Here is a 12,748-nt window from a genome sequence, read left to right as displayed (position 1 = left end):
TCACCCGCCCAGCCGCCGGACGAAGGCCTCCACCGCCGCGGGCCCGCGGTCGGGCAGGTCGACGGCGACGTCGCGCACCACGCTGGCCGGGGCGCCGCCGAGGAAGACGATGCGGTCGGCCAGGGCCACCGCCTCGCGCAGGTCGTGGGTGACCAGCAGCACCGTGGCCGGGCGCCGCGCCAGCAGGGTGCGCAGCAGGTCGCGCAGCCGCCCGGCCGTCGCCGCGTCCAGCGACACGAAGGGCTCGTCCAGCAGCAGCAGCTCCGGTTCCACCAGGAAGGCGCGGGCCACCGCGACGCGGCGCTGCATGCCCAGGGACAAATGGTTGGGGAAGACGTCGCCCTGGCCCTCCAGGCCGACCGCCGCCAGCATGGCCTCGATGCGGGCGTCCGCCCCCGGGGCGCCGGCCGGCAGCGCCAACGCCAGGTTCCGGCGGACCGTGCGCCAGGGCAGCAGGCGCGGCGTCTGGAACACCGCGGCCAGCGGACCCGGCGGCCGGACGATGGTGCCGTCGAAGCGGTCGTCCAGGCCGGCCACCAGATTCAGCAACGTGGTCTTGCCGCAGCCCGACGGACCGGCCAGCGCCACCACCTGATGGCGGGCGACCACCACCTCCAGGTTCCGCAGCACCGCCTTGGGGGGACGGCCCGGATACCCCTTCGCGGCGACGGCGATCCGCAGCCTACCGTCGCCAGCGGCCGATGCGGTGCTCGACGGGCTGGAGCACGCCCCATTCGATGACCTGGACCACCAGGATGAAGGCCACCGCATAGGCGAGGATCGTGGTGACGTCGAAGAGCTGGAAGTGGACATGGAGCTGAAACCCAACGCCGTTGCTGCGGCCGAGCAACTCGACCACCAGGACGATTTTCCAGATCAGGGAGAGGCCGGAGCGCGCCGCCGCCAGCAGGAACGGCGCCAGTTGCGGCAGCACGACGTGGCGGAACGTGCGCCAGGGGCTGAAGCGGAAGACCCGCGCCATGTCCCGCAGCTCCGTGTCCAGGGTGCGCGCGCCCTCGCGCAGCACGACCGCCACGTTGGGGATCTTGCTGGCCGCCACGGCGGTCAGCGCCGCCACCTCGCCCAGCCCGAACCAGACGTAGCACAGGATGATCACCACCAGCGCCGGCAGGTTCAGGAAGAACAGCAGCCAGCCGCCGAACAGCCGGTCGAGCAGGGCGGAGCGGCCGAGCGCGACGCCGGCCGCGGTGCCGATCGCCAGGGCGAGGACGAAGCTGGCGGCGACCCGGGCCAGGGTGATGGCGATGTGGTGCAGCATGTCGCCGCGCGCCAGGTCCACCACCATGGTTTCCAGCACCGCCAGCGGCGGCGGCAGGGTGCGGTCGCCGGCGGCCAGCGCCGCGACCTGCCAGGCCGCCACCAGGAGGACCAACGACACGCCATGCTGCCACAGCCGCGCCACCGCCCCCGGCCTCACCCGCCGCCGGCCGGGATGGCCGGACCCGGCCAGAACGTGCCCGCGGGCAGCGCGTCCGCGTCGCCCACCAGGTCCCGGCCGCCCAGCCGTGCCATCAGCGCGAACAGCCGTTCGGCCGCCGCCTTCTCCGCCGCACCCCAGCGCTGCGGAACGCCGGCGCGGTAGCCGGCGCGCAGGGCGGCGAAGGTGGCGTCGTCCTCCGCCCGCATCGCCGGCCGCACCTTTTCCCAGGCGGCGTCGGACGACACCAGGATCGCCTTGGCCTGGAGGCTGGCGGTGAAGAGGGACTGGACGAGTCGTGGATTGGCCTCCGCCCAGGCCTGCCGGAAGACGAAGCCGATGCCGGGCACGGCGACCCCGCCGCCGGCCAGGGAGTCCGCCGCCGCCTCGACGCCGGCGAGGCGGCGGAAACCCCTGGCCTGCAGGCGGGCCGCGTAGTGCCAGAAGGTGAGCACGGCGTCGAGATGGCCATCCTCGGCCTGACGGCTGAGCAGGGGAGGGGCGGCGTACACAGGGGTGGCCGCCACCGCCGGGTCGATGCCATGGTCGCGCAGGGCCAGCGCGCGGATCAGCAGCCAGCCCTTGTCGAGGGGGCCGCCGGCGACGCCGATGCGCCCTCCCGCCAGGTCGGCCAGGCTGCGCGCCGGCGAGGACTCGGGCACCATCACCGCGCCCACCGCCGTCGACCAGGGCAGGAAGCTCAGCACCTCCCCGTCGGCGCGCTGGCGGGCCGTCCACAGCCAGTCGCCGACGATGACGTCGACGCTGTCGCCCAGCAGCGCGATCTTCCCGGCCTCCGGGTTGGCGAGGTCGAGCACCTCCAGGGTGAAGCCGTTGGCCCGGTCCAATCCCTCCGCCCGCAGCGTGTCGATCTCCCACGCCACCGTGCCGAACTTGAGCAGGCCGATGCGGACCACCGGCGGGTCCGCCGTGGCCGGCACCGTCCACAGGGCGGCGAGCAGCAGCGCGGCGAGCGCGCGGCGCAGCCGGCGAACCGCGGTCCGCACCTCCATCTGTGTCCTCCCCGGACCCGTTGGCGTCGTCGTTTCGTTGCAACGAAGTGTGACGGACCGCGGCGGGCGGCGGTATTCGACTTTCGCACGGCTTCGCCCGGGGGCGTCAGCCGCCGCGGCCGGTCTTGTCCTGCAGCGCGTCGATGCGCTGCGACGCCTCGGCCTTGGTGAGACCGGGATCGAACGGCGCGCCGGCCTCCTCGCTCAGGGTCTTGAGGTAGGACGCCTGGGCGCCGGTCATCGGCTCGTCGCCGGTGGTCCAGTCCTGCGGCGCCTTGTCGCGGTTGGAGAAGGTGGCGCCGCCCTTGGGATGGGCGCGGTCGGGATGGGCGCCGTCGGGATGGGCGCCGTCGGGATGGGCGCGATCGGGATGGTCGGCGTCGGAACGGCTGTCGTGGCGCGCGGTCATCGGCAAGGCACTCCGGTCGTGGATGAACATATGAAGAACAGATCATCCTCGGCAGGGTTCCGCCCGACCCGCCGCCCGCCGGTTCACCCGCGAACGCAGGTGTCGGCGCAGCGGACTTGCCACTCCAGGCCCTCGGGGCGGTAGGCGATGCGCACCTCGGCGCCGAGGGCCCGGCGCACCATCCGGTCGAGTACGGTGGTGGCCGGCACGGTCAACCCCAGGGACGGGCCGCGCAGGCGGATGCGGTCACCGACCAGATCGTCGACGTTGGCGAGTTGGGAACGCACCAGAACGCGGACGTCGACGCCCGTCCACGGGTCGTTGACCGGCAGGTCGTGGCTCGCGGCGAGCGGGCCGACGCGGCGCCCGAGGCGCTCGAGAAAAGTCTCTGCCGCCGCCACACGCGGAATCAGGGCGTGCCGTCCGTGCGCCGTTGCCGTCGCCGGCGGTTATCGGTGTACCATGGCGGCCGACCAAGCGGTGTGCCCGGAGGTGAGCGGTGTCCAGTCTCGATCACGCGCACCGGGCCATCGCGGTGGCCTCGTGTCTGACGGCCCTCGACCGCGACGGCATCGCCCGCGCCGTCGCGCTGGCCGAGCCGTTCCTGCCCGAGCCGCTGCCGGAGGTGGGGCCGCACAGTCTGGCCGTGATCGCCGGCCAACCGCCCCTGACCGCGCGCGAGCGCCTCGCCGCGGCCCTGGAGCCGGCGGTGGTGCGCGTCTTCCTGCCGGCGCTGCGCGACGCGGTGGTGAGGGCCATCGACGGGCGCCCGCTCGTCCCCGGCAGCCCCGGGGCGATCGACAGCGCCGCGGCGTTCCGGGCGCTCGGCGCCTGGATCGGCCCGCGCCGGGCCCACCCGGTCACCCGGCTGCTGGGGGTCGAGATCAGCAAGGCCATCCTGGTCCGCGCGACCGAGTGCACGGGGCACGTCAGCGACCTTCTGGAGCGCAGCGACTATCCCGACCTGACCGCCCTGTCGGCCGACCTGCTGCGCCTGGACGGCTTGCGCTGGCTGGCCGAAACGCTGGGCGACGGGCGGGCGCAGGAGGCCATCGCCCACCTGTCCCGCCGCATGGCGCGGGTGACGCTGACCCGGGCCAGCGCCACCATGCAGGCGTTCCTCGCGCAGCGCGACCTGCTGACCCTGTTCGACAACGCGGGGGTGGTTTCCCAGGTCGACAACCTCATCGTCATCACCCTGCGCGTGCTCGACGCCCTGGCGGACGGGGAGGAGGAGACCACCCCTTTCGTGCCGACCGCCGAGGAGGAGGCGCTCGACCAGTTCCTGCGCACCCTTGCCGCGTTGGGCGACGCGCTGCTGCGCATGCTCGCCGCCGCGGCCGGCCAGGCGGGGCGGGAGTCGTTCTATTCGAGCCTGCTGCGCCAGGTGGACTGCGTCATGCGGATCGCCGCGCACCTGCGGCACGGCGCGCGGCCGCAACTCCTCGACGACGTCGAGCGGCGCCTGCGCACGCGGCTGGCCGCCCTGGCCGCGGACACCGCCGCGCGGCTCGCGACTGCCCTTGCGGACGGTCCCGGCCCGGAGAGCGACCGCCTGCTGACCCAGGCGGCGGAGCTGTGCGCCACCCTCGACCGCCTCGGCCTGCTGGCGGAGGCGGGGCCGCTGGTGGTCCGGCTCCGGGCGGCGCGGCCGCAGCCTACACGTTGAAGCGGAAGTGGAAGATGTCGCCGTCCTGGACGACGTACTCCTTGCCTTCCTGCCGCATCTTGCCGGCGTCCTTCGCCCCCTGCTCGCCGCCCAGGGTGACGAAGCTGTCGAAGTCGATGGTCTCCGCACGGATGAAGCCGCGCTCGAAGTCGGTGTGGATCGCGCCGGCCGCCTGCGGCGCGGTGGAGCCCTTCGTCACCGTCCAGGCCCGCGCCTCCTTCGGCCCCACCGTGAAGAAGGTGAGGAGTCCGAGGAGGCCGTAGCCGGCCCGGATCAGCTTGTTCAGCCCGGTCTCCTCCAGCCCCATGGAGTCCAGGAACTCCGCCTTTTCCGCGGCATCGGCGAGCTGGGCGACCTCGGATTCGATGGCCGCGGAGATCACCACCGCGGCGGCGCCCTCGGCCGCGGCCTTGGCCGCGACCAGCTCGGAGAAGCGGTTGCCGGTGGCCGCCGACGCCTCATCGACGTTGCACACGTAGAGGACCGGCTTGGCGGTGAGCAGCATGAGCTGGCGGAACAGCGGCAGGTCGTCCGCGGAGACCGGCACCACCCGGGCTGGCTTGCCGTCCTGCAGGACCTTCAGGGCCCGTTCCATCAGCTCGGCCCGGGCCTTGGCGTCCTTGTCGCCGCCCTTGGCCTTCTTCTGCAGGTTGGTGATCTGGCGCTCCAGGCTGTCCATGTCGGCCAGCATCAGCTCCGTCTCGACGACCTCGGCGTCGCGGATCGGGTCGATGCCACCCTCGACGTGGGTGACGTCGTCATCCTCGAAGCACCGCAGCACATGAACGATGGCGTCGACCTCGCGGATGTTGCCGAGGAACTGGTTGCCCAGCCCCTCGCCCTTGGAGGCGCCGCGGATCAACCCGGCGATGTCGACGAACTCCAGTTGGGTCGGCACCGTCTTCTGGCTCTTGGCGATGGCCGCGAGCCGGTCGAGGCGCGGGTCGGGCACGCCGACGCGGCCGACGTTCGGCTCCTTGGTGCAGAAGGGGAAGTTCGCCGCCTCGGCCGCCTGGGTGGCGGTCAACGCGTTGAAGAGGGTCGACTTGCCGACGTTGGGCAGGCCGACGATGCCGCAATTGAATCCCATGGGAATCTTCGATCATGCTGAGGTCCGGACGGGGCGCTTTATCCTATGGTCGCCGCCAAAGCGCAAACGAGAAGTGGCCGGGCGTCGGTTACGCGTCCTCCGCCATGGCGGCGGCCTCGCCGACGCAGACCTGGTTGCGGCCCGCCTTCTTGGCCGCGTAGAGCCGCCGGTCGGCCACCGAGAAGAGGCTGCGGAAGTGGGCCGCCTCGTCCGTCACCTCGGCGACGCCGATGCTGACGGTGAGGTCGAGGAAGGCCCCGTCGGCCAGCGCCATCGGTGTCTCCTCAACCAGGCGGCGCAGCGTCTCGGCGACCGCGTGGGCCTCCGGCAGGGCGGCGTCGGTCAGCGCCAGGGCGAACTCCTCGCCGCCCAGCCGGCCCAGCATGTCGGTGCGTCGGATGCTGGCCTTCAGGAGGTCGGCAAGGTGGCGGATCGCCGCGTCGCCGGCGTCGTGGCCGTGTTCGTCGTTGATCCGCTTGAAGTGGTCGACGTCGAAGATGAGCAGGCTGAACGGGCGCCCGGCACGCTGCGCCCGGGCCAATGCCGTGTCGAAGCGGGTCTGGAAGCCGCGCCGGTTCAGCACCCCGGTCAGCGGGTCCGTGTTCGCCGCGGCCTCCAGGGAGCGGTAGGTGTCGGAGCGGCTGAGCTCGTAGTAGAACACCAGGAACGCGGTGACCAGCGACGCCCCGGCGGTGTTGGCGAGGGCGATCCAGTCGAAGCTGTGCGGCCCGCCGGTCAGCACCGAGTGGACGAGCCCGGCGAACAGCACGGTGTAGAAGCCGACCGCCACGTAGAGGCCGCGGCGCACGCCGAGCATGAATCCGGGAATCGCCGGGTAGAGGGGCACCCACACCAGCACGGATTCGCCGGCCCGGCCGTCGTGCACCATGACGAGGATCATCAGCGCGACGATCAGCGACAGCATCAGCATGGCCCGGTCGATCCGCCCGGTGTGGCGCAGGACCACCAGCACACCGCACAGGGCGGCGGCCGCCGCCGCTTCGGCGACCGCGTGCTCCCAGTAGCCCGTCAGGAGGAGGTCGAAGGGGACGAAGGCAAGGTTGACCGAGATCCCGCAGATCAGCATCGCCTCGGCCATGGCGTACCGCCGGCGCAAGACGGGGTTGGCGCCGCGGTACCGGCCCCGCGCGACCGCGGCCTCGCTCCAGGACGTGACCCGCCGGTGCACGCGTTCCGCCAGCCTTCTCTCGACCTCGTTCAGCCGCTTCACGCCTCAGCTTCCTGCGGTGGGGGCCGGCGGCCCGACGGGGGACCGGCCGCGCTACCCATACTCGGGTACGCATCCGACCGCAGCAATATTCGACGGCCTTCGGTTCGCCACCGCCGGCGGCCCGCCGGCGGTCCGCCGTCTAGCGCCGCAGGTCCAGCGTCATCGGGAACTGCGGGTTGCGGTCCTCCGCCACCACCTCCATCGGGCCGGGGGTGTGGCCGAACGGGAAGAAGCGGGCGAGCCGCCGCCCCTCCGCCTCGTTGGCGTTGACCGGGAAGGTGTCGTAGCTGCGGCCGCCCGGGTGCATGACGTGGTAGGTGCAGCCGCCCAGGGAGCGCCCGCTCCAGGTGTCGACGATGTCGAACACCAGCGGCGTGTGCACGGGAATGGTGGGATGCAGGCAGGTCGGCGGCTGCCAGGCCCGGTACCGCACGGCGCCGACGAACTCCCCGTCGATGCCGGTGGGGGCCAGCGGCACCCGGCGGCCCTTGCAGGTGATGGCGTAGCGCTGGTCGATCAGCCCGGACACCTTGACCTGCACCCGCTCGACCGAGCTGTCGACGTAGCGCACCGTGCCGCCGCCGCCCGGCTCCTCGCCCAGCACGTGCCAGGGCTCCAGCGCCATGCGCAGCTCCAGGGTGATGCCGCGCTGGGTGACATGGCCATAGGTCGGGAAGCGGAAGGCGATGTGGGGGACGAACCACGAGTCCTGGAAGGCGAAGCCGTGCGCCCGCAGGTCCTCCAGCACGTCGGCCATGTCGGCGGCCAGGAAGTGGGGCAGCATCCAGCGGTCGTGCAACTCGTTGCCCCAGCGCACCAGGCGGCCCTTGTAGGGCGCCGTCCAGAAGCGCGCGACCAGCGCCCGCAGGAGGAGTTGCTGGGTCAGGCTCATCTGGGCGTGCGGCGGCATCTCGAAGGCACGGAACTCCAGCAGCCCGAGCCGGCCGGTGGCGGTGTCCGGCGAATACATCTTGTCGATACAGAACTCCGCCCGGTGGGTGTTGCCGGTGATGTCCACCAGGAGGTTGCGCAGCACCCGGTCGACCAGCCAGGGCGGGCAGTTGCCCTGGGCGGCGGCCTCGTCGATCTGCCGGAAGGCGATCTCCAGCTCGTAGAGGGAATCGTCGCGGGCCTCGTCGATCCGGGGCGCCTGGCTGGTGGGGCCGATGAACAGGCCCGAGAAGACGTAGGACAGGGCGGGGTGGTTCTGCCAGTAGGCGATCAGGCTGCGCAACAGGTCGGGCCGGCGCAGGAACGGGCTGTCGGCGGCCGTTGCGCCGCCCATCACCACGTGGTTGCCGCCACCCGTGCCGGTGTGGCGCCCGTCGATCATGAACTTCTCGGTGCCGAGGCGGGCCAGCCGCGCCTCCTCGTAGAGCGCGTCGGTGTTGCGCACCAGCTCGTCCCAGGAGTGGGCGGGATGGATGTTGACTTCGATCACGCCGGGGTCGGGCGTCACGGCCAGGGCGTTCAGCCGCGGGTCCTTCGGCGCGGGATAGCCTTCGAGGATCACCGGCATGTCGAGATCGAGGGCCGTGGCCTCGATCTCGGCGATCATGGCGACGAAATCGTCCAGGGTGTTCATCGGCGGCAGGAAGATGTAGATGCGCCCCTGGCGCGCCTCCACCGTCAGCGCGGTGCGCACCACCCACCATGCCGACGCCCCGTGCTCCGGCACCTCGGTGCGGACCTCGGCCATGGGCCGGTGGGTGCGCGGCTCCAGCGGCCCCGGCTTCGGCGCCTCGAAGGCGCGCTGGCGCAGCGGAACCGGGTTGGGCGGCAGCGGCGGGCGCGGTTCGAAGGGATCCGGATCCCAGCTGTAGGGATAGTCCTGGGGCGCCGTCCAGGGCAACGAGTCCAGCGGCAGGCGCAAACCCACCGGGCTGTCGCCGGGGATCAGCAGCAGGCGTTCCTGGCGCAGCGGCCAGGCGCTCGACAGCCACACCGGCCCCTCCGGCGTGATGCGCCGGCTGATCGGCAGGACGAAGCCGACGGGCTGGTCGAGGCCGCGCGAGAACACCTGGACCAGGCGGGCCCGCTCCTCCCGGTCCTCCAGCTTGCTGTCGAAGGGATCGACGTTGACGGGAAGCTGCGCCTCCTTGCGCAGGTAGTGCCAGGGGTCCTCATAGGCGGACACCACCAGGGACGGGTCGATGCCCAGGCGCTTGGTCAGGCCGGCCAGGAAGCGCCCCGCCTCGGCGCTGCCGTGGCCGTAATCCTTGTCCTCGCGCGCCAGCAGCTCGGCGTTCTTCCACAGCGCCACGCCGTCGCGGCGCCAGTAGGCCGCCAGCGCCCAGCGGGGCAGCGATTCGCCGGGGTACCACTTGCCCTGGCCGAAGTGCAGCAGCCCGCCGGGTGCGAAACGGTGCATCAGCCGGTGGATCAGGTCGCCGGACAGCCGCCGCTTGTCGGGGCCGACGGCGGTGGTGTTCCATTCCGCGCCGTCCATGTCGTCGACCGAGACGAAGGTCGGCTCACCCCCCATGGTCAGGCGGACGTCGTTGTCCCGCAGCGCGGCGTCGACCTCGTGGCCCAGCGCCTCGATGGCCGCCCACTGGCGGTCGGTGTAGGGCTTGGTGACGCGCGGCGCCTCCTTGATGCGCGTCACCGCCATGGCGTGGGCGAAACTCACCTCGCATTCGTCCACCATGCCGCTGATCGGCGCGGCGGAGGTGGCGTCGGGCGTGCACGCCAGGGGGATGTGACCCTCGCCGGCGAGCAGGCCCGAGGTGGGGTCGAGGCCGACCCAGCCGGCACCGGGCAGGAACACCTCGGTCCAGGCGTGCAGGTCGGTGAAGTCCTGCTCCGGCCCCGACGGGCCGTCCAGGGCCTTCTGGTCGGCGGTGAGCTGGATGAGGTAGCCGGACACGAAGCGCGCCGCCAGGCCGATGTGGCGCAGGATCTGCACCAGAAGCCACGCGGAGTCGCGGCACGACCCGGTGCGCAGCTCCAGCGTCCGCTGGCAGCTCTGGATGCCCGGTTCGAGGCGGATGACGTAGCCGATGTGCTCCTGCAGGCGCTGGTTCAGGGCGACCAGGAAGTCGATGGTGGTCACCGGCGTGCGCGGGATCCTCGTCAGGTACTCCGTCAGCAACGGGCCCGGTTCCTCCGTTTCCAGGTACGGGCGCAGCTCCCGCTCCAGCCAGGGCTCGTAGGTGAAGGGGCAGGTCTGGGCCTTCTCCTCGAGGAAGAAGTCGAAGGGGTTGATCGCCGCGATCTCGGCGACCAGGTCGACCTCGATGCTGAACTGCCGGGTCTTTTCGGGAAAGACGAAGCGGGCCTGGTAGTTGGACTGCGGATCCTGCTGCCAGTTGAGGAAATGGTCGCGGGGCGTGACGCGCAGCGAATAGGACAGGATCGGTGTTCGGCAATGGGGCGCGGGGCGCAACCGGACGATCTGTGGACCCAGGTTGACAAGGCGGTCGTAGTGGTAGGTCGTCTTGTGGTTGAGAGCGACGTGGATCGCCATGCTGTCCCATCCCCTGCCTGCGGCGCCCCCGGTCGACGGGGCTTCTGCGGGAACCGTAACACTTTCGCAGTGAGCGGGGCAGGGGAAGGATGTTGCGCTGCGCAAAACACAGTGGCACGCCGGCAACGCCCGCGGGCGCCGCGCCGTCGCCGGCAACGCGGCGCTGGCGCGGCACGGGTTATCAGCGTTAAGAAATCATGTCCATGCCGGTCCCGGGGCGGTGCGCCCGGGTGGCCGGCCTGGCGTGCCCTTGCCCCGTCAACCCCCGGCCGGCCGCGGGGTGGCCCGGAGTTCCGGTCGTCCCATGGTGTTGCTCTCCCCCCAATCGGCCTCGCCCCCGTCGGCGTCCGGCGACGGCGCGCGCGGGGTCGTGCACGGCAAGTACTTCAACCTGAATCCGCTGCCGCCGCCGCCCGACGTGCTGGGCAACCCGCTGGTGGTGCCGAACCTGCCGACCCACAAGCTGCCCAAGGAGACCTGGCGCAGCCGCCTCGGCCGGATGATGGCGCAGCTCCACATCGGGCGGCAAACCGCGGAGGCGCGGCTGCGCTGGAAGCTCCGCGACATCATCGCGTCGGTGCTGGTGTCGGTGTCGTCCGGCGCCAAGGGGGGCGGAGCCCAGAAACGCAAGGGCGGCGGCGTGCCCGTCGTGATCGTCCGCCATCCCTACCATCTGCGCCACGTGTTCGACATGCTGCCGCAGCTTCCCGAGGGGCTGGCGGCCGAACGGCGCTTCATCGAGTTGATCGCCAACCGCATCCTGCGCAAGTACGGCGAGCAGATGAGCCTCATCAAGGGAAGCCCCTTTTCCTTCGAGAACGAAGCGAAGGAGTACTTTTATGCGGGGTTCCGCCTGGAGCGCCAGATCAAGCAGATCACCAGCCCGGACGAGAGGTTCCTCGCAGTGCAAAATATCTACACGGCGTATTTTCATGGGAGAAATTATTATTACTACGCGCTGCTGCGGCGCGAGAAGATGACGCCGGAGAACAAGCTGTTCATGCTGTTCGCCCGCGCCAGCTATTTCATGTCGCGGATCGACTGGAGCGGCCAGCTCGTGGACAAGCCGGTGCCGCGCCTGCTGCCCAAGCGCTCCGAGATGATGTTCTATCTGCAGCGGGACAAGGTGGTGCTGCAGCGCTACCGCGGGGAGGCCGACTTCCAGAAGCAGGTCAAGGGCGTGCTCGAGGCGTTTCCCGAGTGAGAACGCCGGGCCGCGGGCGCATTGTGCTTGACCCGCGGCGCCGGCGTCGTCAGCTTCACCCCCGTCCATTGGCGGGCACGGGACGGCGATGAAGCGACTTGAGCGGTACCTGTTTCGAAACCTGCTGGTGGCGACCCTCTACTCCACCGCCGGCCTGACCGTCACCATCTGGCTCAGCCAGTCCCTGCGTCTCATCGAGATCGTGGTCGAGGCCGGCGCGCCGCTGCGCCTGTTCCTCTGGTTGCTCCTGCTGACGGTGCCGACGTTCCTGGGCATCGTGCTGCCGATCGCCCTGGTGGGGGCGATCCTGTTCACCTACAACCGCCTCACCCAGGACAGCGAACTGGTGGTCATGCGGGCCGCCGGCGTCGGCCCGCTGGCGCTGGCGCGGCCGGCCGTCGGGCTCGGCGTGGGCGTGATGGTGGTGGTCTACGCCCTGAACCTGTGGGTGACCCCGGCCGCCCACCGGGAACTGGTCCGGATGGAATACACCGTGCGCAACGACTACTCGCAGCTCCTGGTGAGGGAGGGCGTGTTCAACGAGGTCGGCGACGGTGTGAGCGTCTATGTCCGCGAACGCGACGGTGAGGGCAACTACCACGGCGTGCTCATCCACGATTCCCGGGACCCGGAGCGGCCGGTGACCGTCATCGGCGCCCGCGCGGTGATGGTGCAGGGCGACGCCGGCGCCCGGTTCGTCGTCTTCGACGGCAACCGCCAGGAGATGGAGCGGGCCACCGGCAAGCTGTCCCAGCTGTTCTTCGACCGCTACGCGGTGGACCTCAAGGTGTTCACCGACGCCGTCGAGGAGCGCTTCCCCGACGTGCGCGAACGGTCGACCGGCGACCTCGTCGACCCGCCGGCGGACCTGGCGGGCGACGGCCGGACGCTGCGCGAGCTGCAAGCCGAACTGCACCACCGGCTGTCGTCGCCGCTGCTCGCCCCGGCTTTCGTCCTGCTGGCCCTGGCCTGCCTGCTGTCGGGCGAGTTCAACCGGCGCGGCCAGTCGGGCCGGGTGACCGCCGCGGTGCTGCTGGTGGTCGCACTGCAGGCCGCGGCCCTCGCCCTCAACAGCGTGGCGTCCAAGATGCCGGGCTTCATCCCGACCATGTACCTGCTTCCGCTGCTCGCCCTCGCGCCGGCCGTGTGGGGGCTGGCCCACGGGCGCGGCGGCCCCGCCGGGCGGCGGCGCGGCCACGCCGCGGTGCGGGCGGGTTGAGGCGCT

11 protein-coding genes are annotated in these 12,748 nt (G+C 71.5%); 3 read left to right on the top strand and 8 right to left on the bottom strand.

Annotated elements, in window-relative coordinates; all coding sequences use genetic code 11:
• From AC6H2I_RS10990 to AC6H2I_RS10970, 5 genes are all read right to left on the bottom strand, one after another.
• A complete protein-coding gene (locus tag AC6H2I_RS10990; protein ID WP_497500670.1) occupies positions 1–630 on the bottom strand; it encodes an ABC transporter ATP-binding protein in 630 nt (209 codons plus the stop codon).
• A gap of 52 nt (positions 631–682) precedes the next feature.
• Entirely contained in the window at positions 683–1,399 is a 717-nt protein-coding gene (locus AC6H2I_RS10985; RefSeq protein WP_497500669.1) for an ABC transporter permease, read from the bottom strand.
• A 35-nt stretch (positions 1,400–1,434) separates the two neighbouring features.
• Positions 1,435–2,451 (bottom strand): ABC transporter substrate-binding protein, encoded by a 1,017-nt coding sequence (locus tag AC6H2I_RS10980; RefSeq protein WP_497500668.1) that lies wholly within the window; start codon positions 2,449–2,451, stop codon positions 1,435–1,437.
• A gap of 106 nt (positions 2,452–2,557) precedes the next feature.
• Complete coding sequence (locus AC6H2I_RS10975) at positions 2,558–2,860, bottom strand: DUF3072 domain-containing protein (protein ID WP_497500667.1); 303 nt, start codon at positions 2,858–2,860, stop codon at positions 2,558–2,560.
• Between the two features lie 83 nt (positions 2,861–2,943).
• The gene (locus AC6H2I_RS10970) at positions 2,944–3,261 is read right to left on the bottom strand and encodes an HWE histidine kinase domain-containing protein (protein ID WP_497500666.1); all 318 of its coding nucleotides are present in this window, start codon (positions 3,259–3,261) and stop codon (positions 2,944–2,946) included.
• Between the two features lie 98 nt (positions 3,262–3,359).
• Here AC6H2I_RS10970 and AC6H2I_RS10965 point away from each other — a divergent pair, with 98 nt between their 5' ends.
• Positions 3,360–4,529, top strand: a complete 1,170-nt coding sequence (locus AC6H2I_RS10965; protein ID WP_497500665.1) for a hypothetical protein — start codon at positions 3,360–3,362, stop codon at positions 4,527–4,529.
• Here AC6H2I_RS10965 and ychF read toward each other — a convergent pair.
• The 3 genes from ychF to AC6H2I_RS10950 form a co-directional block, all read right to left on the bottom strand.
• A complete protein-coding gene (gene ychF, locus AC6H2I_RS10960) occupies positions 4,519–5,619 on the bottom strand; it encodes a redox-regulated ATPase YchF (protein WP_497500664.1) in 1,101 nt (366 codons plus the stop codon). The two genes, AC6H2I_RS10965 and ychF, sit on opposite strands and share 11 nt — an antisense overlap.
• Positions 5,620–5,707: 88 nt before the next feature.
• Positions 5,708–6,850, bottom strand: coding sequence for a GGDEF domain-containing protein (locus AC6H2I_RS10955; protein ID WP_497500663.1), 1,143 nt, complete (start codon positions 6,848–6,850; stop codon positions 5,708–5,710).
• A 139-nt stretch (positions 6,851–6,989) separates the two neighbouring features.
• Entirely contained in the window at positions 6,990–10,319 is a 3,330-nt protein-coding gene (locus AC6H2I_RS10950) for a transglutaminase family protein (RefSeq protein ID WP_497500662.1), read from the bottom strand.
• Positions 10,320–10,623: 304 nt separating this feature from the next.
• On the opposite strand from AC6H2I_RS10950, the gene AC6H2I_RS10945 reads away from it, so the two are divergent.
• On the top strand, positions 10,624–11,523 hold the full coding sequence (locus tag AC6H2I_RS10945; RefSeq protein ID WP_497500661.1) for a hypothetical protein: 900 nt from the start codon (positions 10,624–10,626) through the stop codon (positions 11,521–11,523).
• A gap of 88 nt (positions 11,524–11,611) precedes the next feature.
• Positions 11,612–12,742, top strand: a complete 1,131-nt coding sequence (lptF, locus tag AC6H2I_RS10940) for an LPS export ABC transporter permease LptF (protein ID WP_497500660.1) — start codon at positions 11,612–11,614, stop codon at positions 12,740–12,742.
• Positions 12,743–12,748 lie beyond the last annotated feature (6 nt).

The sequence above is a fragment of the Azospirillum sp. NS33 genome, assembly GCF_059703765.1.
The sequence above is the reverse complement of the archived record's forward strand: the minus strand, read 5'-3'. Positions and strand labels throughout refer to the sequence as shown.